Annotated in this window: 26 protein-coding genes; 3 read left to right on the plus strand and 23 right to left on the minus strand. The window is 47.6% G+C overall.

Annotated features, from left to right (window positions below; genetic code table 11):
* Nucleotides 1-81: 81 nt before the first annotated feature.
* The 4 genes from topA to sigK form a co-directional block, all read right to left on the minus strand.
* Nucleotides 82-2163, minus strand: a complete 2082-nt coding sequence (topA, locus tag C805_RS16500) for a type I DNA topoisomerase (RefSeq protein ID WP_016215054.1) — start codon at nucleotides 2161-2163, stop codon at nucleotides 82-84.
* 19 nt (nucleotides 2164-2182) lie between these two features.
* The gene (dprA, locus tag C805_RS16505; RefSeq protein WP_016215055.1) at nucleotides 2183-3298 is read right to left on the minus strand and encodes a DNA-processing protein DprA; all 1116 of its coding nucleotides are present in this window, start codon (nucleotides 3296-3298) and stop codon (nucleotides 2183-2185) included.
* A complete protein-coding gene (locus C805_RS16510; RefSeq protein ID WP_016215056.1) occupies nucleotides 3295-4839 on the minus strand; it encodes a YifB family Mg chelatase-like AAA ATPase in 1545 nt (514 codons plus the stop codon). The genes dprA and C805_RS16510 overlap by 4 nt, the downstream gene beginning before the upstream one ends.
* A gap of 118 nt (nucleotides 4840-4957) precedes the next feature.
* Nucleotides 4958-5587, minus strand: coding sequence for an RNA polymerase sporulation sigma factor SigK (gene sigK, locus C805_RS16515; protein ID WP_371197636.1), 630 nt, complete (start codon nucleotides 5585-5587; stop codon nucleotides 4958-4960).
* A gap of 147 nt (nucleotides 5588-5734) precedes the next feature.
* Here sigK and C805_RS16520 point away from each other — a divergent pair, with 147 nt between their 5' ends.
* The gene (locus C805_RS16520; protein WP_016215058.1) at nucleotides 5735-5911 is read left to right on the plus strand and encodes a DUF4250 domain-containing protein; all 177 of its coding nucleotides are present in this window, start codon (nucleotides 5735-5737) and stop codon (nucleotides 5909-5911) included.
* Nucleotides 5912-5914: 3 nt separating this feature from the next.
* Here the strand turns inward: C805_RS16520 and C805_RS16525 are convergent, their stop codons facing one another.
* The 13 genes from C805_RS16525 to acpP form a co-directional block, all read right to left on the minus strand.
* Nucleotides 5915-6466 carry a DUF5662 family protein gene (locus tag C805_RS16525; protein WP_016215059.1) on the minus strand — a complete coding sequence of 184 codons (552 nt, stop codon included), beginning with the start codon at nucleotides 6464-6466 and terminating at the stop codon, nucleotides 5915-5917.
* Nucleotides 6467-6494: 28 nt separating this feature from the next.
* On the minus strand, nucleotides 6495-7151 hold the full coding sequence (locus C805_RS16530; RefSeq protein WP_016215060.1) for a TraX family protein: 657 nt from the start codon (nucleotides 7149-7151) through the stop codon (nucleotides 6495-6497).
* A 3-nt stretch (nucleotides 7152-7154) separates the two neighbouring features.
* Nucleotides 7155-9155 (minus strand): alpha-amylase family glycosyl hydrolase, encoded by a 2001-nt coding sequence (locus C805_RS16535; protein WP_016215061.1) that lies wholly within the window; start codon nucleotides 9153-9155, stop codon nucleotides 7155-7157.
* Between the two features lie 184 nt (nucleotides 9156-9339).
* Nucleotides 9340-10407: an NAD(P)H-dependent flavin oxidoreductase gene (locus tag C805_RS16540; RefSeq protein ID WP_016215062.1), complete on the minus strand. Its 1068-nt coding sequence runs from the start codon at nucleotides 10405-10407 to the stop codon at nucleotides 9340-9342.
* Nucleotides 10408-10409: 2 nt separating this feature from the next.
* The gene (locus tag C805_RS16545) at nucleotides 10410-12095 is read right to left on the minus strand and encodes an acetyl-CoA carboxylase carboxyl transferase subunit (protein ID WP_016215063.1); all 1686 of its coding nucleotides are present in this window, start codon (nucleotides 12093-12095) and stop codon (nucleotides 10410-10412) included.
* Nucleotides 12096-12136: 41 nt separating this feature from the next.
* The gene (locus C805_RS16550) at nucleotides 12137-13492 is read right to left on the minus strand and encodes an acetyl-CoA carboxylase biotin carboxylase subunit (RefSeq protein ID WP_016215064.1); all 1356 of its coding nucleotides are present in this window, start codon (nucleotides 13490-13492) and stop codon (nucleotides 12137-12139) included.
* Between the two features lie 45 nt (nucleotides 13493-13537).
* Nucleotides 13538-13966 carry a 3-hydroxyacyl-ACP dehydratase FabZ gene (gene fabZ / locus C805_RS16555; protein ID WP_016215065.1) on the minus strand — a complete coding sequence of 143 codons (429 nt, stop codon included), beginning with the start codon at nucleotides 13964-13966 and terminating at the stop codon, nucleotides 13538-13540.
* 35 nt (nucleotides 13967-14001) lie between these two features.
* Nucleotides 14002-14457, minus strand: coding sequence for an acetyl-CoA carboxylase biotin carboxyl carrier protein (gene accB, locus C805_RS16560; RefSeq protein WP_016215066.1), 456 nt, complete (start codon nucleotides 14455-14457; stop codon nucleotides 14002-14004).
* Nucleotides 14458-14504: 47 nt separating this feature from the next.
* On the minus strand, nucleotides 14505-15749 hold the full coding sequence (gene fabF / locus C805_RS16565; RefSeq protein ID WP_016215067.1) for a beta-ketoacyl-ACP synthase II: 1245 nt from the start codon (nucleotides 15747-15749) through the stop codon (nucleotides 14505-14507).
* Nucleotides 15750-15778: 29 nt separating this feature from the next.
* Nucleotides 15779-16522 (minus strand): 3-oxoacyl-[acyl-carrier-protein] reductase, encoded by a 744-nt coding sequence (gene fabG / locus C805_RS16570; RefSeq protein WP_016215068.1) that lies wholly within the window; start codon nucleotides 16520-16522, stop codon nucleotides 15779-15781.
* Between the two features lie 31 nt (nucleotides 16523-16553).
* Nucleotides 16554-17483 carry an ACP S-malonyltransferase gene (gene fabD, locus C805_RS16575; protein WP_016215069.1) on the minus strand — a complete coding sequence of 310 codons (930 nt, stop codon included), beginning with the start codon at nucleotides 17481-17483 and terminating at the stop codon, nucleotides 16554-16556.
* The gene (gene fabK, locus C805_RS16580) at nucleotides 17480-18412 is read right to left on the minus strand and encodes an enoyl-[acyl-carrier-protein] reductase FabK (protein WP_016215070.1); all 933 of its coding nucleotides are present in this window, start codon (nucleotides 18410-18412) and stop codon (nucleotides 17480-17482) included. Before fabK ends, fabD begins: the two co-directional genes overlap by 4 nt.
* Nucleotides 18413-18424: 12 nt before the next feature.
* Nucleotides 18425-18655: an acyl carrier protein gene (gene acpP / locus C805_RS16585; protein ID WP_016215071.1), complete on the minus strand. Its 231-nt coding sequence runs from the start codon at nucleotides 18653-18655 to the stop codon at nucleotides 18425-18427.
* A gap of 187 nt (nucleotides 18656-18842) precedes the next feature.
* Here acpP and C805_RS16590 point away from each other — a divergent pair, with 187 nt between their 5' ends.
* Nucleotides 18843-19937 (plus strand): HD-GYP domain-containing protein, encoded by a 1095-nt coding sequence (locus C805_RS16590; RefSeq protein ID WP_016215072.1) that lies wholly within the window; start codon nucleotides 18843-18845, stop codon nucleotides 19935-19937.
* A 17-nt stretch (nucleotides 19938-19954) separates the two neighbouring features.
* The gene (locus tag C805_RS16595) at nucleotides 19955-20296 is read left to right on the plus strand and encodes a DUF1292 domain-containing protein (RefSeq protein ID WP_016215073.1); all 342 of its coding nucleotides are present in this window, start codon (nucleotides 19955-19957) and stop codon (nucleotides 20294-20296) included.
* Between the two features lie 157 nt (nucleotides 20297-20453).
* Here the strand turns inward: C805_RS16595 and C805_RS16600 are convergent, their stop codons facing one another.
* The 6 genes from C805_RS16600 to C805_RS16620 form a co-directional block, all read right to left on the minus strand.
* Nucleotides 20454-22295: an ATP-dependent helicase gene (locus C805_RS16600; RefSeq protein ID WP_016215074.1), complete on the minus strand. Its 1842-nt coding sequence runs from the start codon at nucleotides 22293-22295 to the stop codon at nucleotides 20454-20456.
* 3 nt (nucleotides 22296-22298) lie between these two features.
* Entirely contained in the window at nucleotides 22299-23759 is a 1461-nt protein-coding gene (gene gltX / locus C805_RS16605; RefSeq protein WP_016215075.1) for a glutamate--tRNA ligase, read from the minus strand.
* A gap of 23 nt (nucleotides 23760-23782) precedes the next feature.
* On the minus strand, nucleotides 23783-23947 hold the full coding sequence (locus C805_RS26410) for a hypothetical protein (protein ID WP_016215076.1): 165 nt from the start codon (nucleotides 23945-23947) through the stop codon (nucleotides 23783-23785).
* Nucleotides 23948-24226: 279 nt separating this feature from the next.
* Complete coding sequence (locus C805_RS16610) at nucleotides 24227-24676, minus strand: Hsp20/alpha crystallin family protein (RefSeq protein WP_016215077.1); 450 nt, start codon at nucleotides 24674-24676, stop codon at nucleotides 24227-24229.
* 283 nt (nucleotides 24677-24959) lie between these two features.
* Complete coding sequence (locus C805_RS16615; RefSeq protein ID WP_016215078.1) at nucleotides 24960-25607, minus strand: SGNH/GDSL hydrolase family protein; 648 nt, start codon at nucleotides 25605-25607, stop codon at nucleotides 24960-24962.
* Nucleotides 25604-26308 carry an N-acetylmannosamine-6-phosphate 2-epimerase gene (locus C805_RS16620; RefSeq protein ID WP_016215079.1) on the minus strand — a complete coding sequence of 235 codons (705 nt, stop codon included), beginning with the start codon at nucleotides 26306-26308 and terminating at the stop codon, nucleotides 25604-25606. Before C805_RS16620 ends, C805_RS16615 begins: the two co-directional genes overlap by 4 nt.
* Nucleotides 26309-26332: the final 24 nt, after the last annotated feature.

Genomic DNA, 26332 nt, shown 5'->3' on the forward strand with positions numbered 1-26332 from the left:
CTATTAATTTTCTGTTTTCTTTGGCAGAATTTTATATTTTCTAACTATTCCTGTCAATTTTTCCACGTTTTTGAAAGGTTTTCAGGATTCTTCCTGCTTCTTTCTCTCTGTCACATATCCGCACTGGCTGTCCGCACATACCAGCTTATTTCCCTTTTCCACCATATAACCGCCGCATTCGGGACATTTCTCCTGAGAAGGCTTCTGCCAGGACATGAAATCACAGTCCGGATTGTCTTCACAGCCGTAATATTTTCTCCCCTTTTTCGTCTTTTTCAGAACCACGTCTTTTCCGCATTTCGGACAGGCCACACCGATTTTTTCCAGATAGGGTTTGGTATTGCGGCATTCCGGAAATCCCGGACAGGCCAGAAACCTTCCGTGAGGCCCGTATTTAATCACCATATTCCGGCCGCACAAATCGCAGACCACATCTGTTACTTCGTCTTCTATCCTGATTTTTTCCAAATCTTTTTCCGCTGCCTGTACCGCTTCTTCCAGATCCGGATAAAAATTGCTGACCACTGCCTTCCAGTCAATGGCCCCTTCCGCCACTTTGTCCAGCAGAGACTCCATATTGGCTGTAAAACGTTCGTCCACAATGGTAGGAAAGGCTTCCTTCATAATGGAATTCACCACTTCTCCCAGCTCTGTAATATAAAGATTCCTGCTTTCCTTTACCACATACCGCCTGCCCAGCAAAGTGGTGATGGTGGGTGCATAGGTACTGGGACGCCCGATTCCCTGTTCTTCCAGGGCCTTTACCAGAGATGCTTCTGTAAAATGAGCCGGAGGCTGGGTAAAATGCTGTTTCTCTTCCAGTTCCTTCAGGTTCAGCTTCGTATCCTTATCCACAGACCTCAGCATTACGTTATTCTCACTCTTTTCATCCTCGTCCCCGGTGTAGACAGAAAGGAAACCTTCAAAAATAATCCGGGAAGCAGACACATGAAACCGGTAATCTCCGGCTCCGATATTAATGGAGGTAGTCTCATATACTGCACTGCTCATACGGCTGGCAGTAAACCGGTTCCAGATAAGCTGATACAGCCGGAACTGATCTCTGCTCAGAGATTCTTTGATCATCACCGGGGTCCTAGTGATATCGGAAGGCCGGATTGCCTCGTGGGCGTCCTGAATCTTACCGGAGCCCTTCCGCTCCTGCCCTTCTTTGGCCACATACTTTTCTCCATAGGAGGACCGGATATATTCTCTTGCAGCCTGGTCCGCTTCTTCGGATACACGCACGGAGTCCGTTCTCAGATAAGTGATAACGCCCACGGTTCCCTGTCCCTTAATGTCCACGCCTTCATATAGCTGCTGGGCCAGACGCATGGTTTTCTGAGTGGAAAAGTTCAGTGTCTTGGCCGCTTCCTGCTGAAGGGTACTGGTGGTAAAAGGCAGAGGAGATTTCTTGATGCGCTCCCCTTTTTTCACATCCAGCACCTGATACTGTTCTTTTTCCAGTTTCTGCAGCAGCTGTTCCATTTCCTCTCCGGACCGGATGGTCATTTTGCCGCTGCTGTCTCCGTAAAAACGGGCGGTCAGACGCTTTTTCTCCCCCGGAACCGCAAACTGTGCTTCCAGAGTCCAGTATTCTTCCGGAATAAAGGCGTTGATTTCCTCCTCCCGGTCGCAGATCATGCGCAGAGCCACGGACTGAACCCGGCCGGCGCTCAGTCCCCGTTTCACTTTTGCCCACAAAAGAGGACTGATACGGTAACCTACCATACGGTCCAGCATACGCCGGGCCTGCTGGGCGTCCACCAGATTCATATCTATTTCTCTGGCCTGCTTCAGGGAGGTTTTTACTGCATTTTTGGTTATCTCATTAAAACTGATACGGTATACATTTTTGTCTTCCAGCTTCAGCGCTTTGGACAAATGCCAGGAGATTGCCTCTCCTTCCCGGTCAGGGTCCGTTGCCAGATATACTTTTTCCGCTTTTTTTACTTCTTTGCGAAGTCCGGCAAGAATATCCCCTTTTCCTCGAATGGTAATATATTTCGGTTCATAATCATGTTCCACATCAATTCCAAGCTGGCTTTTGGGCAAATCTCTCACATGCCCGTTGGAGGCTGCCACCTCATAATTCTTTCCCAGAAATTTTTTAATTGTCTTCACCTTTGCCGGTGATTCCACGATTACCAGATACTTTGCCATTTGTCTGCTCCTTTTATGGTCACTTACATTCTGCCCTTCGGATATAGCAGTTCCTGTATACTTCCAGTATACAGTCCTTTTCTCTCAGAGATTCCAGATTTTCCATAAGTTCTTTCAGGGAATATCCGGTTTCTGTCATAAGCTCGTCCAGATTCTTCGGACTCAAATCCAGACAACTATACACCAACCTTTCTGATTTTTCAAGTGATAATTTTTTAATTTTTTCACAGGATTCTAAAAAATCCGGAAAAAGATCCATTTCTTTCTGAAAGTCTTCCCAGGACAGATAAATTCCGGCCCCCTGTCCAATCAGCCGGTTGGTTCCCTGACTCAGAGCGTCTCCGACCCTTCCCGGCACAGCATAAACTTCTTTCCCCTGTTCCAGTGCAAAATCCGCAGTGATCAGCGCACCGCTTTTTTCCCGTGCCTCCACCACCAGTACCAGGTCAGACAGACCGCTGATCATCCGGTTTCTCTGTGGAAAAAAACGAGCCAGCGGCTTTGTGCCGGGAGGATATTCAGAAATCAGCCCTCCCCGGACAGAAAGGGCCTCATACACTTTCCGGTTGGCCTCCGGATAGCAGACGTCCACACCGCAGCCCAGAATACCGCAGGAGAAGCCTCCCGCCTGCAGCGCGCCCCGGTGGCCTGCCCCGTCAATTCCTGCAGCCATACCGCTGATTACGGAGACGCCCCGCCGGGCCAGATGGTATCCTGCCTGTTCCGCTATCTGCCTGCCATAAACAGAACAGGCTCTGGCTCCCACCAGGGCCACTGCCGGAGCAGACTCCGGCGGCAGATTTCCCCGGCAGTACAGACCGTAGGGAGGGCTGCAAATCTGTTTCAGACGGGCGGGGTACTCAGAATCCTGCCACAGAATCAGACGGATATCCTTCCGGATGCAGTATGCCCGCATCTGTTCCAGTTCTTCTTCCGGCAGATTTCTTTCCTGTTCCAGCTTTTCTTTTTCCCTCTCTGTGAGGCCGGGCAGTTTCCTGATTTCTTCCGGTTTCATCCGGTAAATCTCCTCCGCTCTGCCAACGGTCTCAATAAGCCGGATTTTTTTCTTTCCTGACAGGCATAAAAGGCCTGCCAGCCAGTATTCGTACCGGCTGTGATAAATTTCTGTTCTCATTCCTGTTCCCACTCTTTCCGGTCCGCACTGCGGTACAGCAGACTTTCCATAATATGAAGCCGGCTTATGCGCCCGGCATGTTCCATGTCTGCAATGGTACGGGCCACCCGAAGGGTCCGGTAATATCCCCGTACGCTTAAATTAAGACGTTCAAAGGATTCCTGCAGCAGTTTCTCCCCTTCCGGCTCCAGGGGACAGAATTCTTTTATATGGGAAACAGGTATCCGGCTGTTATAGAGGATTCCGCTGTCTGAAAAACGTTTTCTCTGAATTTCCTGCACTTCCCGCACCCGCTTTTGAACAGAGGCGGAGGTTTCTTCCGGACGTCCCTCCACAATTTCCGGAAGCCGGGGACGTTTCACCTCCACCGTCAAATCCATGCGGTCCAGAAAAGGCCGGCTGAGTTTGCTGAAATGGCGTTCCAGGACGGCAGAGGAACACCTGCATTTATTCCGGTCAGGATAGTATCCGCAGTTACAGGGATTCATGGCCCCGATGAGCATAATATCGGCCGGAAACTGATAAGCGCCGCTGCGCCTTACCAGACGTATCACGCCCTCTTCCAGAGGCTGGCGCAGCACCTCCAGCACCTCCCGTCTGAACTCTGTCAGCTCGTCCAGAAACAATACCCCTTTATGGGAAAGGCTCAGTTCTCCCGGCTTTGGCACAGCTCCGCCGCCGGCCAGTCCCGCAGTGCTTATGGTATGGTGGGGACTTCGGAACGGCCTCGTATAAAACTTTCCTTCCCGCTGGTCAAACAGACCGCTGACACTGTATATTCCGGCAAGCTCCAGCCCTTCTTCTTCGGTAAGGGGCGGCAGAATGGTAGATACCGCCTTTGCTGCCATGGTCTTGCCTGCTCCTGGCGGCCCCGTCATCAGCATGTTATGCCTTCCGGCTGCAGCGATTTCACAGGCCCGTTTCAGAACCTTCTGTCCATGCAGACCGGAAAAATCCCAGGGCGTCTCTTTGGCTTCTTCTGATACTTCTTCCATGTTGTGCGTTGGGGAAAACTTTTCCGGCTTCCGGTGAAATTCCTCCACCAGCGTCAGTACCTGATTCAGACTGTCTCCTGGCAGAATGGTGATTCCTTTCACCATTTCCGCTTCTTTCACATTTCCCCTGGGTATGCAGACGGTATGTTTTCCAGCTTCCCTGGCCGCCAGAACCATGGGAAGGATTCCGGCAGCAGGGCGCAATTCTCCGTTCAGACCGATTTCTCCGGCAAAAAATATTTCCTCCAGAAATGCTTCGGAAATTCTTCCGTAAGCTGCCAGCACCGCCAGCGCCACCGGAAGGTCAAAGCCGGTTCCTGTTTTCCGAATGTCTGCCGGATAAAAATTTACGGTAATCTTTTTAGGCGAAAGCCGGATTCCACTGTTGCGGATGGCCGCTTTCACCCGCTCTCTGGATTCTTTCACCTCAGCGGACAGAATGCCCACCATTTCAAATACAGGCATACCATCGCATACGTCTGCTTCCACCTGTACCGGAACGCTCCGGATGCCGCAGACAACGGCCGTTGATACAATACTGTACAAAAATACCTCCTTTTGTACTGGTTCGGGAATTTGGGCAGATACACCCTTTGAAAAAAGATGAGTATATCATATCACGTTTTCTTTTCTTTGAAAAGAGAAATCTGAAAAGCAAAAAGAATCATTCAAAACATTCCTTTAATTTTTCCAGCGCCCGTTTCTCAATCCTGCTTACATAAGAACGGGAAATTCCCAGTTTATCTGCAATCTCCCGCTGTGTGACCGGTTTTCGATTGTACAGTCCGTATCTCCATTCAATAATCTCCCGCTCCCTCCTGTTTAAAACTTTCGGAATCATTTCATAGACCTTCCTGGTATTTCCTTTCAGTTCAATTATCTCGAAAATATCCCGGTCCATGCTCTCCACCACATCCATCAGATTAATCTGGTTTCCTTCTTTGTCCGTTCCGATGGGCTCATACAGCGACACCTCCCTGGAGGTTTTCTTTTTTCCCCGAAAATACATCAGCAGCTCGTTGTCAATACATCTGGCCGCATAGGTGGCCAGCCGGTTTCCCCGCTCATGGTTAAAAGTGGAAATGGCTTTAATCAGTCCGATGGTTCCTATGGAAATCAGATCCTCCATGTCTTCTTCCCCGTTCTGGTATTTTCTGGAAATATGCGCTACCAGTCTCAGATTTCGTTCGATCAGGGTGTTTCTAGCTTCAAGGCTGCCCTCTTTCATTTTCTTCAGATAACAGGTTTCTTCCTCGGCATTCAGCGGCATTAAAAATGTTTTCAAAAAAAGCACCTCTAAGCTGATTTATTACATACTATGAAAAATCAGCCTTTGAAGTGCCTTTCCAACCGGAAAAAAGAAATCTCTTGCAAATTCCGGAAAAAAACGTTATACTTTCCTTCATCAGATTATTGCAGATTACTGCCAAAGGAGGTCATCATGAATCTGCCGAAGGATCCCGTTATATTATTAAGTTTTATCAATACTTATTTAAGAGACCGTTATCCGTCCCTGGAAGAGTTCTGCAAAAGCCATAACATCTCTCAGGAAGCAGTCACCGGCCCCCTTGCCGCCATTGATTATCATTATCAGCCGGACAAAAATCAGTTTGTGTAAGTTTTATGAGCGTCTGCCATAATCCTTTTTCTTCAATACCACTTGCTTAATATAGCGGAAAGTGACATCTTCCCCCCGTTCCGCCAGCATACGCAGCAGGTGCTCTAACAGTTTCCTGGTATCTTCATGGAGCATATGATATGCTTTTCCGTTCTCGTAATACTCCAGCGGACTTCTGTCGGTGTAATCTTCTCTGAGATAGTTTTTCGACGCTGACATACGGTCAATAAACATTTCCACCACATATTTTATGGGCATCTTCATGCCGGTCATCCCCCGGTGTTCTCCGGTTCCGTAGTCAATCCAGTATTCCATGTGATGTTTGTTCCTGCCCTTGTGATGCAGCCAGGAAGAAGAATAACCTTTCTGCTTCCGTTCTATATTGTTTGGACTTAAATTCCCCTGAAAATACCTGCATCCCACCAGAAATTCCACAGGGGTATATTTGGACAGATCATGGAGCAGTCCCTGTCTGTAGAGTCCCACACGAAAACACCCCTGCATTACAAGCGCCTTGTGACGGGTAATGGTTTTAAAATGCTGCCAGGCTTTCATCTCTTCCTCACACTCCTGTCTGTTTCAATTACAATGCATAAACGCATATAAGACGTATTACCAGCAAATGGGCCGGATAAAAAAGATAGAAAAAGTATTTCATGGAAGGCCCTTTCTTTCCATTATACAAAAGCATGGGAAATACTGCAAGCCCCGCATACCCCTGAACACTCATTCCATACAGCAGAAAGTTCATAGCTGCAAAAACTGCCTGTCTGGCAAAAAAATACTGATGCAGAAGATAAAAACAGAGGATATACACAATGCCTGCCGCTCCGTAATCTGTTCTCAGAACCTCAGCCAGTACCATGGCCGCAATAAAAATAAAAAGTGAACTTAATTTTGTACGGTTTTTCTGATACTGTTCCACCACAATCAGTCCCAGAAACAGCGTAAAAAACACATTCTGGTGGCTGAAACTTATTCTGCTGTAAAAAGCCAGGTCAAAGGGAATCTCCGACAATGCCGCAAAGGCCAGAAGCCGCAGCTCATACCTGCGTATATCACTGGTATGGACCGCCCCTTCCACCAGCAGAAAGCAGTAGATGGGGAAAGCCAGCCTTCCAATGATTCTGAGCTGTATATACTGGGGAAAAAGGACTGCTCCCACATGGTCCGTCAGCATACAGACCATGGCAATCCATTTCAGCGTAAAACCGCTGATACCGAATCTTCGTTCTTCCATCTGTTATCTTCCCCTGCCCTTTATTTTTGTCCCTGATTTGCTCTCGCCAGACTGTTTCCCGGACAGCTCCTGTTCCGGCAGAGATTCCGCCGACTCGGTTCCGCTTAACAGGCAGACAGACTGCCGCTCCACCTGAATTTCACGGATATCCATGAGATTTTCCGGTTCCTGGGGTACTGCCGGCTCTTTTGCAGTATTTAACAACAGCTTCCACTTCATGCCGCCGGGCAGTGCAAATTTCTGGGACACTCTCTGGAAATTATATGCCACATACAGGCTTTCTTTCATCCCTGCATAAGTTCCGGAATAAAACATGCCGATGAATCCCTGATTCCGGTCAAAATCCATCTTCCAGGCCCCGTCGCTGTGATAGGATAAATCAGGACATCCCCTGTTCTGGTAATCCTGAAGCTGAAAAGGACGGGGACTGCGCAGCATGGAATAATGTTTCCGGATTCCGGAAAGCTGTTTCACATAAACAGACATCTGTTTTCCCGCTGCAGAACGTTTCCAGTCTTTCCAGCCTGTTTCATTGTCCTGGCAGTAGGCATTGTTATTTCCCTGCTGACTGTTGACACATTCATCCCCCATCCAGAGCATGGGAATCCCCTGGGCAAAAAACAGAACCGTAAGGGCATTTTTCACCTGCCGTTTCCGCAGTTCATTCACCTGTCGTTTCCTGCTGATCCCCTCCTGACCACAGTTTCCGCTGCAGTTCCAGTCATTTCCATCCCGATTTTCCTCCCGGTTCTGTTCGTTGTGTTTATGCTCATAGGAAAAAGAATCCCACAGGGTAAACCCGTTATTCTCCGCTATAAAATTTACAAATCCCTGATGTGCCTGCTGTCTGCGCATCTGACATGCAAATTCATGAATGCTGCCGCCCTGGTGGTTCAGGCTTCTGCGCACGCCGTAGAGGAATCCGTCATTATAGGTAAACAGCAGCGGCCCGAACCGCTCGCTGTCCTTTGCCAGTTCTTCCCGGAAACTCTCGAAAAAAAGTTTGCAGCCGCTGAGCCCACCGTCCAGAGCCGCCAGCTCCGCCACAGCCGGGATCCCCATCAGGCGGAATCCATCCACATGGTATTCCCTGTGCCAGTAATGCAAAACTTCAATAATTAAATGAGGATTTGTTTTTTCCGGAAAATAAAACTCCAGAATACATTCCATTTCCTTCTCATGCATTTTCTGAATCAGTCGTTTCAGGTTGTCGGGATCATGATTTTTACCCAGATAAGACGCTTTCGGAGCAAAATAACTCCCTGAGGTATACCCCCAGTAATTAATCAGATCCCTGGGATGCTCCTGTACCTTGGTCTTATCCAGCATAATAATTTCTTCAAATTCATACAAAGGCATAAAGAGCAGCGTGGTAACCCCCAGTTCTTTCAGATAATCCAGCTTCCGCTCTACTGCTTCCACTGTTCCCTTACGCCTGTCAGTGCCCTGCATACCCATGGAAAATCCGCGCACATGCAGTTTATAAATTATCATATCTTCTTTTTTAATTCTTCGAAAATCCTTATCTTTCCAGCTAAAATCCGAAAAATAAAAAGAGCTTTTAATTTTTCCTGCTGTACCTTTTTCCCTGAGTTGCTGTTTTGAGGAAACATGATTTACTGCAGGAAGTTCCCGCTCCATCCGCTTTTTTTCTTTTTCCGGGACAAAGGGTTCTGCCTTCTGTTCTCTGGGCCTGCGGGTCTCATCTGCCCAGATTTCCCGCCCGGTAATTCTGCGGGCATAGAGGTCTGTCACCTCTTCCCCGTTAATTTCATAATTATAATCGTAATTTTTCCAGTCCAGTCCGCGAATTCCTACCGTATATACCGTCTCATCATTTTTCTGCACTTCCATGGGAATTTTCCGGACCGGACCATTATCTTTGGGATATAACAGCAGATTGCAGGCGGAATTTCCTGCTGCCTGAACGAAAAACGAAATGATATCCTTTTGTTTTGTTACGCCTGCCTTTTCCTGATTTCCGGAACAGATTTGAAAATTCATATGTGCCTCCCTTGATGTCTTCCTCTTCTCTGTAACTGTCCTGTCTCTTTTGTTCTGCCTTCTCAAACCACTCCAGTAGAACCGATTCTGGAACAATTGTTTCTGTCTACCTTTGTATTATAGCAACTTCTCAAAGATTTGGAAAGGACTTTTTCCGGGAGTTTTGCACTTTAGTACCATATTTTTACGCATTCGCGAATTCTTTCATAATTTCTGCCACATGCTCCAGTTTCCGGGCCCGCCAGGCATTTTCACCGCAAAAAATCAGCCCATGCTCCAGATTACCCTTTACCGCATTGATAAGGGCCTCTGTAATACAGTAGGGAATCTCTGCGGGATTACATTTTTCCAGACACTGACGGCATTTCCATGTCTTTTTCAGATTTTTTCCTGTCCGCCCCTCCGACTGAAGGACAAATTCATTGCAGATGGCGCGTCCCGGCATTCCCACGGGACTTTTTACAATCCGTATATCCTTTTTTTCAGCCTGAATATAAGATTGCTTATATGCTTCGCTGGCATCGCATTCATAAGTGGTGACAAACCGGGTAGCGGCCTGCACTCCGTCCAGGCCCAGTTCCAACGCATGCCGCAGATCTTTTCCTTCATAGATTCCGCCTGCGGACACCACGGGAATATGGCGCTGATACTTTTCGCCATATGTCTGAACCACTTCCATAATGCCCTGTATCTCCTGCTCATAGGACTCTTCTGTTATGGTTTCCAGCTCCTCCCTGGAAAACCCAAGATGACCTCCTGCTCTGGGTCCTTCAATTACCACAAGATCCGGGCAGCGTCTGTACTTTCTGTCCCAGAGCCTGCAGATAACGGAGGCTGCCTTCACAGAGGACACAATGGGAGCGATTTTCGTTCCGGCTCCCTCCACCAGAGAAGGCAGAATTGTGGGAAGCCCGGCTCCGGAAATAATCAGATCTGCTCCTGCTTTTACGGCAGCCCGAACATATTCCCCGTATTTTCTGGTAGCCACCATAATGTTTACGCCTATCACGCCACCCTTTGCCAGTTCTCTGGCCTGATGGATGTGTTTTGCCAGAGCTTTCAGATTGGTCTCAATGGGGGACTGGTCAAATCCCCTCTCCTGGTAGCCAATCTGTGCTGTGGAAATAATGCCCACGCCTCCGCAGCCTGCCACAGCTCCCGCCAGCCCGGAAAGGCTGACGCCTACGCCCATACCTCCCTGGATGACAGGAACGGGCACTTCCAAATCACCGATTTTAAGTGTTCTGCTCATGGTTACATCCTCCGAAATCTTTCATAACGCTGCTTTGCCAGTTCTTCTTTCTCCAAAGGGAGATACTGATGGAGAAACCTGCGGATTTCTTCCTGCATTCCCTCTGCAATTTCTGAAATATTCTGAGGATTTGCCGGCTGAGGCTCCCGGATGATTTTTTCAATGATTCCAAGTTCCTTTAAATCTTCCGCTGTTACCCGCATCCGCTCTGCCGCCTTTGGGGCCTTCTGGGCATCCTTCCACATAATGGACGCAAATCCCTCCGGAGACAATATGGTATAGGTGGCATTTTCCATCATCCACACCTCGTTGCCCACTGCCAGCGCAAGGGCTCCTCCGCTGCCGCCCTCACCGATAACAATGCTTAAAACCGGTACCGTCAAATCGGACATTTCAAACAGGTTTCTGGCAATGGCCTCTCCCTGTCCCCGTTCTTCTGCTTCCATCCCGCAGAAAGCGCCCGGAGTATCCACAAAGCAGATGATGGGACGACGGAATTTCTCTGCCTGTTTCATCAGACGCAGTGCTTTCCGGTATCCTTCCGGTGAGGGCATACCGAAATTCCGGGTAATATTCTCTTTGGTGGTTTTACCCTTCTGCTGTCCTATTACAGTCACAGGGCAGCCGTCAAAATATCCGATTCCTCCCACAACAGCCCCGTCATCTGCAAAATGACGGTCTCCGTGAAGCTCCAGAAAATCAGAAAAAATTTCCCGGATATAATCCAGGGCTCCGGGACGGTCCTGGGCTCTGGCCCGCTGTACCCGCTCCCAGGCAGATACCTTTTCTTTTCTTCGGAATTCTTCCTGGGACGCCGGCCTTTTTCTCCGGTTTGGTATCAGTCCTTCTCTGGGTTCCACCTGCCGGTGCATGGCAATGAGCTTTGCAAGGGTATCTTTCAGGTCTTCCCGTTCCACAATCCCGTCAATGAGCCCGTGCTCCAGCAGAAATTCCGCCCGCTGAAATCCCTCCGGCAGTTTCTGTCTGATGGTCTGTTCGATGACCCGCGGCCCTGCAAATCCCACCAGTGCCCCAGGTTCTGCCAGAATCACATCCCCCAGCATGGCAAAACTGGCGGTTACGCCTCCGGTGGTGGGGTCTGTCAGTACGGAAATATAGAAAAGCCCTGCCTCGGAATGGCGTTTCAGGGCCCCGGAAGTTTTTGCCATCTGCATGAGCGATACCATACCTTCCTGCATTCTGGCGCCGCCGGAACAGGTAAAAATAATCACCGGAAGCCTTTCCCGGGTGGCACGTTCCACAGCTCTGGTGATTTTTTCTCCTGTGACAGATCCCATGCTGCCCATGAGAAACCTTCCGTCACAGACACAGACCACTGCCCGTTCCCCGTGAATAGTACCCACGCCGCAGGTAACTGCCTCGTCAATTTTCAGTTTTTCCCGCAGGGACAGAATTTTGCTCTGATAATCCGGATAATTCAGAGGATCTCTGTTTTCCAGCTCTTCGTCCCATTTTTCATAAGTACCTTTATCCACAACCATTCTCAGACGCTTTTTTGTGGTAATTCGAAAATACTTTCCGCATTTATAGCATACATAATGATTCTGTCTCACATCTTCTTTATAGAGAAGTTCTCCGCAGCCATCACATTTAATCCAGAGACCTTCCGGTACTGACGGTTCTTTTCCGGACATTGGAACAGATCCGGTCTTTTTAAATTTCAGCATTTATTTTCCTGCCTTCCTTCCAAAATTATTGCCACAGTTATCTATTCCTGATTTATTTTTTCAAAATATTCCTGTATAAAACCGGTGTTTACTTTTCCCGAAAGAAAAGCCGGATGATTTAGAATATCATACTGAAAATCCAGGTTGGTGGTAATTCCATCCACCACCACTTCTCCCAGCGCACTGCGCATTTTCCGAATCGCATCCTCTCTGTCCTCTCCGTGTACGATTACCTTGGCCACCATGGAATCGTAAAAGGAAGGAATGGTGTATCCATTGTAAAGGGCTGATTCAATCCGCACACCGTTTCCTCCGGGAAAATGCAGGTCTTTTACGGTTCCCGGACAGGGCATAAAATTCTTTTCCGGATTTTCCGCGTTAATGCGGCATTCAATGGCATGGCCTCTCAGCATAATATCCTCCTGCCGGAGTTTGAGCTTCTCCCCTGCCGCAATCCGAATCTGCTCCTTTACCAGATCCACGCCTGTGACCATTTCCGTAACGGGATGCTCCACCTGAATTCTGGTATTCATTTCCATAAAGTAAAAATTTTTATCTTTATCCAACAGAAATTCAACGGTTCCTGCATTCTCATAGCCCACAGCCCTGGCTGCAAGCACGGCAGTTTCTCCCATGCGCTCCCGCAGTTCCTGGTCTATGGCTGTACCGGGTGATTCCTCCAGCAGTTTCTGATGACGTCTCTGAATGGAGCAGTCCCGCTCTCCCAGCCAGAGCACCGTACCGTATTTATCCGCCAGAATCTGGATTTCAATATGCCGGGGATCTTCCATATATTTTTCAATATACATGGTATTGTCTCCGAACCCATTGACAGACTCCTGCTGTGCCAGATGAAAGGCGTTCACAAATTCTTCCCGGTCCGATGCTGCACGCATACCTTTTCCACCCCCTCCGGAGGAGGCTTTAATCATCACGGGAAATCCTGTTTTTTCTGCAATTTCCAGGCCCTGCTCTGCATCATACACCGGCTCTCTGGTTCCTGGCACCACCGGAACTCCGGCATCCATCATGGTTACCCTGGCCTGAGATTTATTTCCCATTTTTCCTATCATGTCCCCGGAGGGGCCGATAAAGGTTATTCCGCATTTTTCGCACATATCTGCAAAATGTTCATTTTCTGACAAAAATCCAAACCCAGGATGAATGGCCTGGGATTTTGTGGCAATAGCTGCGCTCAGAATACGTTCCATATTCAGATAACTGTCCGATACGGAAGCCTTCCCAATACAGACTGCTTCGTCTGCCAGCTGGGTATGGAGGGCTTCCCGGTCTGCCTCTGAGTATACTGCCACAGAGAGTATTCCCATCTCCCGGCAGGCACGGATGATACGCACAGCAATCTCTCCCCTGTTGGCAATCAATATTTTCTGAAACATATAAAATGCTCCTTTAACTTTTATACTTATCTCTGATCCGGTCTTTTATCCAATAGCAAAAGTCAGTTCTGCCAAAACGGCCGTTTTTCCGTTTACCGTCGCTTTTGCATTTCCGATTCCAACCGGCCCTTTCTGTTTCACAATTTCAACTTCCAGCAGCAGTACATCTCCCGGTACCACTTTCTGTTTGAACCGTGCCTTGTTGATGGCTCCGAAATATGCGGTTTTGCCCTGGAAATCCGGCTGGCTTAAAATGGCCACCGCGCCGGTCTGCGCCAGGGCTTCCACAATCAGTACCCCCGGCATCACCGGCTCTCCCGGAAAATGACCTGCAAAAAAGGGCTCATTATAAGTAACGCATTTTTTCCCCAGAGCACGTACTCCCGGCTCCAGTTCCTCTATGGTATCCAGCAGTAAAAAAGGCTGCCGGTGGGGAATAATTTCCATAATCTCTCTGGTTCCCATCTGTGACATTGCAGTTCCTCCTGTCTTTTCCTTTCGGCTTTCCACTAACCTATCACAAACAAAGGCTGGCCAAATTCTATCACATCTTCATTGGATACCAGAATCTGCTTTACCACGCCCTCATAGTCGCTTTCGATTTCATTCATCAGTTTCATGGCTTCCACAATTCCAAGGGTCTGACCTCTGGATACATGATCGCCCACCTTTACAAAAGGTTCTGTCTCCGGTTCGGGTCCGCTGTAAAAAGTTCCCACCAGAGGAGATTTCACCACATTTCCTTCTGCCGGAACGGCTGTGGATACTTCTGCAGAGGGAACGGCCTCAGGCAGAGAAATTCCCGCCGCCAGCGGTACTCCTCCCGTGCCCTGTTCCACCGCAACCAGTGTCTGCTGTTTCTCTTTTTTCATTGAAATCGTTACCCCTTTTTCCTCATAGGAAAAACGGGTCAGTTCAGACTCCGAAACAGTCTGAATCAGTTTTACAAGATTTTCAAATTCCATGCTGCTGTCTCCACTCCCTGTTTTGACTGTATTGTCGGTTTCCCCTTTCAGGATTCCTGCTCCTCAAATTTTTTCAGAATCAGACTGGCATTGTGCCCGCCAAATCCCAGAGAATTTGTTAAAGCATACTTAAACTTCTGGTCTTTTCCATTATTTTTCATATAATTCAAATCAAGTTCTTCCTCTGACTCCTGCAGTCCCACTGTAGCATGAATATAGTCATGCTGCATCTGCAGAATACATGCAATCACTTCCACTGCGCCGGCTGCTCCCAGCAGATGCCCGATCATGGACTTGGTGGAATTGATTTTCAGCTCATAAGCATGTTCTCCAAAGGCCTGTTTAATGGCTCTGGTCTCGAATAAATCGTTGTGATGGGTACTGGTACCATGTGCATTGATGTATTCCACCTCTTCCGGTGCAATTTTCGCGTCTGCCAGCGCCTGTTTCATGGCCATGGCTGCTCCCATACCGTCTTCTGCCGGAGAAGTAATGTGAAAGGCATCGCTGGTGGCGCCATATCCCACTACTTCTGCCAGAATGGCCGCACCGCGTTTTCTGGCATGTTCCAGTTCCTCTAACACCACTGCGCCGGCTCCTTCTCCCATCACAAATCCGCTGCGCTCCCGGTCAAAGGGAATAGAACAGCGGTTCACATCATTACTGGAAGACAATGCGGTCAGAGCGGTAAATCCGCCGATTCCGATGGGGGTAATGGCGCTTTCTGTTCCTCCGGCCACCATCACATCCGCATCTCCCACCTGTATGGTCCGAAATGCTTCTCCGATGGAATGGGTGCCTGTGGCACAGGCTGTCACCACATTGATGCTTTTTCCTTTCAGACCAAACTGAATGGAAACATTTCCGGCCGCCATATTGGTAATCATCAGAGGCACCAGCAGGGGATTGATTCTGCCCGGTCCCTTTTCCAGCAGACGTTTATGCTCCCGCTCCATGGCCTGAAGGCTTCCCACACCGGAACCAATTGCACACCCTGCCCGGTAAGGGTCCTCCTGATCCATCTGAATGCCGGACTGCTCCAGCGCTTCCTTTGCCGCTGCCACTGCATACTGGCAGAAAAGCTCCATACGCTTTGCAGATTTTACATCCATGTAATTCCTGCCCTCAAATCCTCTGACACTGGCCGCTATTTTCACCTTGAAATCTGAAGTGTCAAACTGGGTAATCTCACTGAATCCTGTCTTTCCTGCCTTCAGGCTTTCCCAGAATTCTTCTGTATTCAGTCCGATGGGGGTAATGGCGCCCATTCCGGTTACTACAACTCGTTTCATTCTGTCTCCTTCCATTTCCATCTCTTTTTTTACATTCCCATGCCGCCGTCTGCCTGAATCACCTGCCCGGTCAGATAAGATGCATCTTCAGAAGCCAGGAAGCAGACAACTTTCGCCACCTCTTCCACCGTGCCGAACCGCCGGAAAGGAATCTGAGCTTTCCCGGCTTCCACCGCAGATTCCGGCAGTTTTTCTGTCATTTCCGTTTCAATAAATCCCGGAGCAACTGCATTGACACGGATTTCTCTGGAAGCAAGTTCTCTGGCCAGAGACTTGGTAAGGCCAATCACTCCTGCTTTGGAAGCAGCATAGTTGGTCTGACCTGCATTTCCCATAATCCCGGAAATGGAAGAAATATTCACAATACTGCCGGATTTCTGGCGCAGCATTTGCTTTGCCGCATGTTTGCAGGTATGAAACACACCTTTCAGATTGGTGTCCAGCACCTCGTCAAACTCTTTTTCTGTCATTTTTAAAATCAGGTTATCTCTGGTAATTCCTGCGTTATTCACCAGAATGTCCAGTCTTTTATATTCTGCCGCCACCTGCTTTATCATCTCTTCCACAGCTTCGGGATCTGCCACACTGCACTGAAACAGTGATGCGCTTCCTCCCGCCGCCTGGATTTCTGTTCTGGTCCGCTCTGCCTGTTCCTGGGAGCCATTGTAGTTTATCACCACATGGGCTCCTCTGGCAGCCAGCATTTTTGCAATGGCTCTGCCAATCCCGCGGGAGCCTCCTGTCACCAGAGCTGTCTTTCCTGCTAATTCCATACCGGTTCCCTCCTGTTCCCTGGCTGTGTTCTCATCCTTCTGTCTTAAGAATTTCCAGCAGCTTTTCCATATCTTCCACTGTTTCCACATGATGGCTTTCCGCATCAGGTGCAATTTTTTTCAAAAATCCGGAAAGGGTCTTTTTCGGCCCGATTTCAATAAAGGTATCCACTCCGTCTGCTGTCATAAGTTCCACGCTCTGCTGCCAGCGCACCGGAGCGGAAATCTGCTTCTCCAGCAATTCTTTCACAGCCTCTGTGTCTCTGACATAATCAGCGGTTACATTGGAAACATAAGGTGTCTTTAACGCTTCGATTTCCACTTTTTCCAGTTCTGCCGCCAGCTTCTTCCCCGCATCTGCAAGCATTTCAGAATGGAAAGGCCCGCTGACTTTCAGAGGAATACAACGCTTAACGCCTGATTCCTTCAGTTCTTCTGCTGCCTGTTTCACAGCCTGTTCCTGTCCGGTAATCACAATCTGGCCAGGGCAGTTGTAGTTTGCTATGGATACAATTCCTTTTGTCTCTTCACAGATTTTTTCCACCAGACCGGTATCTGCGCCCATAACTGCCGTCATGGCTCCGCCTGTGGGCACTGCCTCCTGCATGAATCTGCCCCGTTTTACAATCAGTTTCAGGGCGTCATGTACCGACAGCCCGCCGGAAGCAGTCAGGGCCGCATATTCTCCCAGGCTTAAACCGGCATTGACGCAGGAGGAAATCCCTTTTTCTTCCAGCACCTTCAAAATAGCCAGTTCCACAGTAAGCATGGCTATCTGAGTATATTCTGTAATGTTGAGATTTTCATTTTCCTGAAAAATCAGTTCCTCCATGGACATGCCGGATACTTTTCCTGCAATGGCAAACACTTCTTTCGCCCTGTCATAATTTTCATAAAAATCTTTTCCCATTCCGGTATACTGGGCGCCCTGCCCCGGAAAAACAAATGCTATTTTTCTCATTTTCCTGCCCCCTGCATCAAAGCTGCGGCTTCTTCCATCATTTCCTCTATCATTTCCCGGCAGCTCTGTTCTTTTTTAATTAATCCTGCAATCTGACCTGCCATTACAGTTCCGTTCTTTACATCCCCGTCTATCACTGCATTCCGCAGAGAGCCTACGGTGAGCAGTTCCAGTTCTTCAAATGGAACTCCTTCCTGTTCCTTCTTTATGTAGTCTTTTGTCATCTGATTGCGAAGCTGGCGTATGGGGTGTCCATGACTTCTTCCGGTTACTGCGGAATCAATGTCTTTTGCTTTGATAATCCGCTCTTTGTAACTGGGGTGACAGATGGATTCCTCTGCCACCACAAACCGGGTTCCAATCTGAACTGCCTGAGCCCCCAGCATAAAGGCTGCCGCAATGCCTCTTCCATCTCCAATACCTCCGGCTGCAATCACCGGAATCTTTACTGCATCTGCCACCTGAGGCACCAGCGTCATGGTGGTGGCAGCCCCGATATGGCCGCCGGACTCGGTCCCTTCCGCAATCACTGCGTCTGCACCGCCACGCTCCATCATCCTGGCCAGCGCCACGCTGGCGACCACCGGAATGACTTTACTTTTGCTTTCTTTCCACATTTCCATATATTTTCCAGGATTTCCGGCGCCAGTGGTAATCACCGGAACTTTTTCTTCCACAAGTACCTGCGCCACCTCATCTGCATATGGGCTTAAAAGCATGACATTGACGCCGATTGGCCGGTCTGTCAGCTCTCTGGCTTTGCGGATTTCACCCCGCACCCAGTCTGCCGGCGCATTCGCAGCGCCGATAATTCCAAGCCCTCCGGCTGCCGACACAGCGGCCGCCAGATGATGTTCTGCCACCCAGGCCATGCCCCCCTGAATAATGGGCACTTCTATCTGCAACAGCTCTGTTATCTTCGTCTTCAATTGCCACACCTCTTATTCCACGCCTTTTTCTTTCAGATACTCTACCACATCTCCTACAGTTGCCAGTTTTTCCAGCTCCTCCGAAGGAATTTCCACAGAGTATTCATCTTCCAGCGCCATTACCAGCTCAAATAAATCCAGGGAATCTGCTCCCAGGTCGTCCTTAAAAGAATCCTCCAATGTGATTTTTTCTGCCTCTGTGTTTAACTGTTCTGCAATCAGTTCTTTTATTTTCTCTAACATCTTTCATTCTCCTTTTAATTTTCAAATATTTTGATATTCAAAGTATATCACAAAAATTTCCTTTGTCAATAAGATTTCAAATGACGGTAGAAATTTTTTCCTGCATATGGTATTCTGTAAAGGAGAGAAAAGTCCGGATTCTGCAACCGGCTTTCTCACTGCTAACAAGACAAAGGGGGAAATGGCAATGACAAAAGTAGCAACCAGAGATTTGTCCGCAGGAATGGTCACTGCTGCTCCTGTTTACAGTAAAACAGGCCAGCTTCTGTTTCCTGCCCGCACAATAATAACTTCCCAGCGAATTTCCTATCTGGAATTTTACGGTATCGAAAGTGTTCAGATTATCCCGGAACGGGAAATTTCCGATGCTTCTGTGGAAGATTCCGCTCAGGATAACGATACGGAATCTTATGCTCAGAAAGTAAAGCGCAGTCGGAAATTCCACATGTTTAAAGTCGACTACTCCAAAAAAACCAGATTTCTGGAAAATGCATTCCAAAATCTGATGAATAAAACCGAAGTTCTTGACTCTGATGCCCTTCTGGGACAAATCAGCAGCCTGTACAGCAACCACCTCACATCTCTTTCCGTTTTTGATATGCTGCACAACATGCGCCAGATTGACGACACTACCTATGCTCACTGTATCAATGTGGCTATTATCAGCCGCATGATGGGAAAATGGCTTGATTTTTCCGATGAAGATCTGGAAATCCTGACACTGGCCGGATTACTGCACGATATCGGAAAATGCAGAATTGACCCGGATATTCTTACCAAACCGGATACGCTGACTCCGGCAGAATTCGAACAGGTAAAACAGCATCCCCGATACGGTATGGAGATTCTTGCAGATTTCAATCTGGACCAACGGGTTCGCTCTGCTGTTCTCATGCACCACGAACGCTGCGATGGTTCCGGCTATCCTTCCGGACTGAAAGGAAATGAAATTTCTGACTTTGCCAAAATAATTGCCATCGCTGACGTATACGACGCCATGACCTGCAACCGCTGTTATCGGAAAGGCATCTGTCCTTTTGAAGTCATTGCCACTTTTGAGCGGAAAGGCTTTGAACGGTATGAATCTCAGTATCTGCTGCCTTTCCTGTCCCGTATTATAGACACTTATATCGGTAACTCTGTGCTGCTGAACGACGGTTCCTCCGGTAAGATCATTCTTATCAACAAACAATATCTTTCCCGTCCGGTGGTCAGCACCGCTGCAAACAAATATCTGGATCTGTCCAGACACCCAGAACTTTATATTCAGTCAATTATATAGAAGAAAAGAGGTTAATTATGAGTGAAAAGCCAAACACCAGCCCCGAAACGGACGGAATGGAAGACGATGATTCCGATATCCTTGTAACCCTGTCCCTGGACAACGATTCGGAAGTGGAATGCAGAATCCTGACTATTTTTGAACTGGAAGACCAGGATTACATTGTGCTTCTTCCCCTGGATCAGGATGGAAATGACAATGAGGAGGGCGAGGTGTTCATCTACCGTTACCACGAAGATGACGATGGAAATCCTTCTCTGGAAAATATCGAAAACGACGATGAATACGAAGCGGTCACCGACCGGTTTGACGAACTGTTAGATGAAGCAGAATGGGATTCGCTTCTGGGCGATGACTGACAGAGATTTCTCCGGAACAGACAGTTCCCTGCACTTTTCCTGACATATTCAGAAAAAGAAACAGAAAGCCGGGACAAAATACAGCGATTCTGCCGTACGGTTATCATATCAGCAATATGTAACGGTATGCCAGGAATCCTGTATTCTGCCTGGTTTTTTATGATGTACCCGGCTGCATTTCTTCCAGGAATCTGGAAACATCCAGCTCCCTGCCATTGTATTTCCTGACACTGTGAATACAAAGTTCTTTTCTGGCTCTGGTAATCCCCACATAAAACATTCTGCGTTCTTCCTCCAGCTCCAGATCCAGAACAGCTTTTTTGTAAGGCATCAGTTCTTCATTTACATCGAGAATATGTACCTTTTCATATTCCAGTCCCTTGGCGCTGTGCAAAGTAGCCAGAGAAACACAGTCTGTCAGCAGCTCCTGCTGCTGTTTCTGCCGCTGCAGTTCTCTGGTATAATCCTCCATATGGGCAAACCATTCTTCATAAGTGCGGAACTGACGGGCCCCGTCCTGAAGTTCATCCAGCACTTCCAGCAAATGTTCTCCATTGATTCTGCGATACTCCGCGTAGGTTTCCAGAAATTCCTCATAGCCAATGCCCATCCGGATATAATTGATGGCCGCATAAGGCCCGATTCTGCTCAGAACACGCAAATCTGCTTCCAGCTGTTCAATCCGTTCTGCCACCCAGTGCTGTTTCTTCTCATAAAAATAATCTGCCCACACATCAAAAGCCACCGTTTCTTCCATCAGGCTGTCCCTGGTAATATACCGGTTGGGACGGTTCATAATCTGCAGCATGTCCTTCCGGCTCCTGCTCCCCTGGGCAAGACGTATGTAAGTCAGAATATCCCTGGTAATCCAGTGCTCATAGAGATTGGGAATATTGTCTCTGGTGCGGAAGGGAATATTGTATGCCATAAGCTGAGACATGAAAATCCGGGGCTGGGTATTGGTGCGGAACAGCACAGCCATATCATTATAGCTGTATCCGGCCCGGCAGTCTTTTAAAATCTGCTCAATCACCCCTTTTCCTTCCTCCTGCTGATTTTCCCAGAGATAATATTGTACGGAAGAATCCTGATTTTCACCGGAGCATATGTTTTTTTCAAACCGTCTGGTATTGTGGGAAATCAGCCGCAGGGATGCATCCACAATGGATTTCCCGGAGCGGTAATTCACATCCAGAAGTACCTGCCCTGCTTCCGGATATACCTGTGCAAATCCAAGCATCAGCTCCGGCTTTGCACCCCGGAACCGGTAAATGGACTGATCATCATCTCCTACCACGAACAGGTTGTTTTCCGGCAGCGCAAGCATTTTTACAATATCGAACTGAAGTTTGTTAATATCCTGAAACTCGTCAATTAAAATATACTGATATTTACGCTGCCAGGCAGACAGGATATCCTTCCTCTGGTCAAACAGCTCATAACAGTACACCAGCATATCATCAAAGTCAATCAGACGCTGCTGTTTCATCCTGCTGTCATAGCTTTGGTAAATCTGTTCAAAAATTTCTCTGGCACAGGTTTTGGAATAATAGTGTTCCAGAGAAATCCCCGTATTCTTCATCAGGCTGATTTCACCCAGCAAATCTCCCATAAACTCTTTTTCATCCTCATATTCCAGATGCATGCGCCGGATAATATCCCCCATAAACTGAAAGCGCTGTTCCTCCCGGATAATATTTCCACCATGGAATCCATAGGCATGTTTTAAAATATGAAAAAAAACAGCGTGAAAGGTTCCGAAAGTAACCGGATATTTTTTACCCCCTGTCAGACGGTAAAACCGCTCTTTCATTTCTGTGGCTGCCGCTTTGGTAAAGGTGATAACGAGAATATGGGACGGATCTACATTCTGACCGGTAATCAGATATTTTGTCCGTTCTGTGATAACGGTGGTCTTGCCAGACCCCGGACCTGCCAGTACAAGCAAAGGTCCGGCGGTATGTCTGACTGCCTGGGTCTGAGATTTGTTCAGACTCATAGATTATAATTCCTTTTCCAGTTTTGCAATTGCTGCCTGAATTCTTGCCACCGATTCTTCTCTGCCCAGAACTTCCATAAGTTCCGTAGCTCCTCCCGGCGTCATCTGCTTTCCGGAAACTGCCGTACGCACCGGCCACATGGCATAACCATTCTTGCAGCCTTTTTCCTTCACATAGCCGCAGAGAGTCTCATACAGTGCATCATTGGAATAATCCTCCTGCTTTTCAAATACAGGCAGAAGTTCCCGCAAAACTTCCAGTGAGGATTCCGGTGTGGTTTTCATTTTTTTATGGGCATACATGGAAATCTCATACTCCGGCACACCGTCAAAGAAATCCACATGTTCCTTAATATCCGGAAAAACCTCAATTCTGGTCTTTACCATGGCTGCAATTTTCTTCAGATCGTACTCTTTATGAACCGCCTCTTTCAGATATGGCTCGGCCATTTCATAAAATCTGTGGAAATCCATGGCTTTCAGGTATTCCCCGTTCATCCATTTTAATTTGACCATGTCAAACACCGCCGGAGATTTGCTGATTCTGTGGTAATCGAATTCCTGTACCAGTTCTTCCAGAGAAAAGATTTCCCTGTTTTCTTCCGGGCTCCAGCCTAACAGAGCAATAAAATTCACTACTGCTTCCGTGACAAATCCCTGTCCCAGCAGATCTTCAAAAGAGGCATGACCGCTCCGTTTGGAGAGTTTCTTATGATTTTCATCCGTAATCAGGGGCAGATGAATGTAAACCGGAGATTCCCAACCGAACGCATCATACAGCCGCTGATACTTGGGGGCAGAAGACAGATACTCATTTCCTCTCACCACATGGGTAATATTCATGGTGTGGTCATCCACCACATTGGCAAAATTGTAGGTGGGATATCCGTCCGACTTGATTAAAATCATGTCGTCCAACTCTGCATTTTCCACGGTGATATCTCCGTACAGTTCATCATGGAAAGTGGTTGTCCCTTCCATGGGAATATTCTGACGGATCACAAAGGGTTTTCCGGCTTCCAGGTTTGCTTTTACCTCTTCTTCTGACAGGGACAGGCAGTGCTTGTCATACATCATGATCTCCTTGCCTTCCACTATCTCCGTTTTCAGAGATTCCAGACGTTCTTTCTCACAGAAACAGTAATATGCCTCTCCCTTTTTCACCAGTTCCTCTGCATATTTCATATAAATCCCTGTTTTCATCCGCTCGCTCTGGACATAGGGACCGAATCCGCCGTCTCTGTCCGGGCCTTCGTCGTGGACAAGCCCCGCCTGCTCCATGGTGCGGTAAATAATCTCCGTAGCTCCCTCCACGAAACGTTCCTGGTCCGTGTCCTCGATGCGGAGCATAAATTCCCCGCCTGCATGTTTTGCAATCAAAAATTCGTACAATGCAGAACGCAGGTTGCCCACATGCATTTTCCCGGTGGGGCTCGGTGCGTATCTTGTTCTCACTTTACTCATGTTTATTCTCCTTTATATATCCACTATATTTCCACATTAAAAAAATCCAGCATATAGGTAATTTCTGCCAGACCCACTGCCGCGTCATGAATGGCCCCCAGGTCTTTTTCCCTGAATCCTTTTTCCAGTTCCTGTTTGGAAACCTCGAACATCTCCCGCAAATCTTCTTCCTTAATCTCCATATCCATCTCTCTTTTCTCCTTTCCTGACTGCTGACGCTCAATAAGTTATTATACAACGATTTTTCTTCGAGAAAAAGAGGTTCCTGCAAGAAATTATAAAAATTTTATCTTTGTCACCCGGTATTCACTGGAAAATTTTCATTCTCGCGGGCAATGAGCCAGGCAACCGCGCCAGCATAAAAATGTATTTCCTGGTAAGATAAAATAAGAAACCGCATTCCTTTCAAAATAAAAAGAATGCGGTTTCTTAAATCAGGATTATATAACAATTTCCTGAATCCATATTTATTTAATTGTAATATATTTTTTCTCCTCCACTGCGGGAGCTTCCTTTTTGGGAAATACAAGTTTTAAGACTCCATTTTCAAAGCTGGCATGGATCTCTTCCTGGGTTACATTTTTTCCCACATAGAAACTTCTCTGACAGCTTCCCATGTAACGTTCCCGGCGGACAAATCTGCCTTTATCATCTTTTTCCTCTCTGCTCTCATTGCGCTCTGCGGAAATGGTCAGATATCCGTCTTTCAAATCTGCTTTCAGATCTTTCTTATCATATCCCGGCAGTTCCACTTCCATCTGGTATCTGTCCCCCAGGTCCTGGATATCGGTGGACATACATGCGAGGCTGTTTCCCCGTTCAAAAGGTGAACGAAATGCATCCCGAAACATATGGTCAAATGAATCACTGAAAAAATCATTGCTGAGACTGTTATTAAAAATACTGGGTACTAACATAAGTCCTTCCTCCTTCAACTGCTTCTTTTTTGTTCTACATGTAATATAACACTATTTGTTAGCACTGTCAACAGATGAGTGCTAATTATTTGTGAAAAATCTGTGAAGCTGCAAAAGCACCGCAGATTTTCACCCATATACTTTCACACCCCGCAATAAAACAGTATTTCCTGTAAGAACAAAAAAATGTAAGAGAAAATCAGACTTTTCCCTTACATCTCTTTTTACCACCCTCTCTGCATTTACCTGATGTTAAAAGACGTTTCTGAAATCAGGCTGCTTCTCAGGACAAAATCTCTCTGATGTCTTCCGCAAGAGCCTCTGCAAGCTGCCAATGTCCCTGTTCGGTAAGATGCATATAGTCAATGTCATTAGGTTCCGCTGTAATCACCTTATTTCCGTCCAGGTAATGGCACCCCATCAGTTCCGCGATTTTCCGAAATTCTTCCGCCAGTTTCTCTGATTTCTGTGCACATCCGGCCCCCATGGTTTCCGCGATTTCTGTCCGGGCATAATTGGGATGAATATTCTGAGGAGTCACAATCAGGATATTTGCCCTCCCTCCGCGCCAGCAGTCCACCGTCGCCATGGCTTTTTGTACCAGTCGTTTCAACCCCAGAGCAATACAGGCAGCGGAAGAACCGAACCGCTCTTTCGTATCATTGGTTCCAAGCATAATTACCAGCAAATCCACAGGTTCATGGCTCATCAGACAGGGATAAATATACTCCAGCCCATTCAATCCTTCATGTATGGGGTCTGAAAAGCAGGTGGTACGTCCGCTTAATCCTTCTTCTATAATAAGATACTCTTCCCCCAGTTTGTTCTGAAGAAGACAGGTCCACCGCTGCTCTTCTCCAAACCTTCCTCCTGTCCGGGCACAGTAACCATGGGTATTGGAATCCCCAAAACAAACAATATGCTTTTTCATGCCTTCCTTCCTTCCACCGCCTGAATAAACCGTTGGGCAATTTCCAGAGGTCTTGTAATTGCACCGCCTACTACCACTGCAAAAGCCCCTGCTTCCAGCATTTCCACTGCCTGTCCGGGACTGTGTACTCTTCCTTCTCCGATTACCGGAATGTCCAGAGTATCGGACAGTTTCCGAACCAGATCATAATCCGGCCCTGAAAGTTTTGGTGTATAAGAGGTATAACCGCTCATGGTGGTTCCTACCAGGTCCATGCCCAGCTTCCATGCATTCACTCCTTCTTCATAGGTGGAAATATCTGCCATCAGAACAGCTTCCGGATATTTTTCACGCACTTCCTGTATAAATTCGCTGACAGATTTTCCATCTCCCCGCTTCTGCTCCGTACAGTCCAGGGCAATGATATCTGAGCCGGCTGCAACCAGTTCATCCACTTCTTTCATGGTTGGCGTAATATAACTCTCAAATCCTTCATACTGTACTTTAATCAGACCGATGACCGGAAGCCCCGTCTCTTCTTTGATGGCCAGCACATCCCGGATACTGCTGGTACGGATAGCCGGAGTCCCGGCCTGCTTTGCAGCCCTTGCCATTAGATACATAATGGATTTTTCTTCCACATACAGAGGTTCCCCCGGCACTGCCTGACAGGATACAATGACTTTTCCTTTTATCTGTTCAAAAATTTCTTCTTTTTTCACTGCTGTTTCCTCCTGAATCACAGC

The organism is Eubacterium sp. 14-2 (assembly GCF_000403845.2).
Classification (GTDB): domain Bacteria; phylum Bacillota; class Clostridia; order Lachnospirales; family Lachnospiraceae; genus Petralouisia.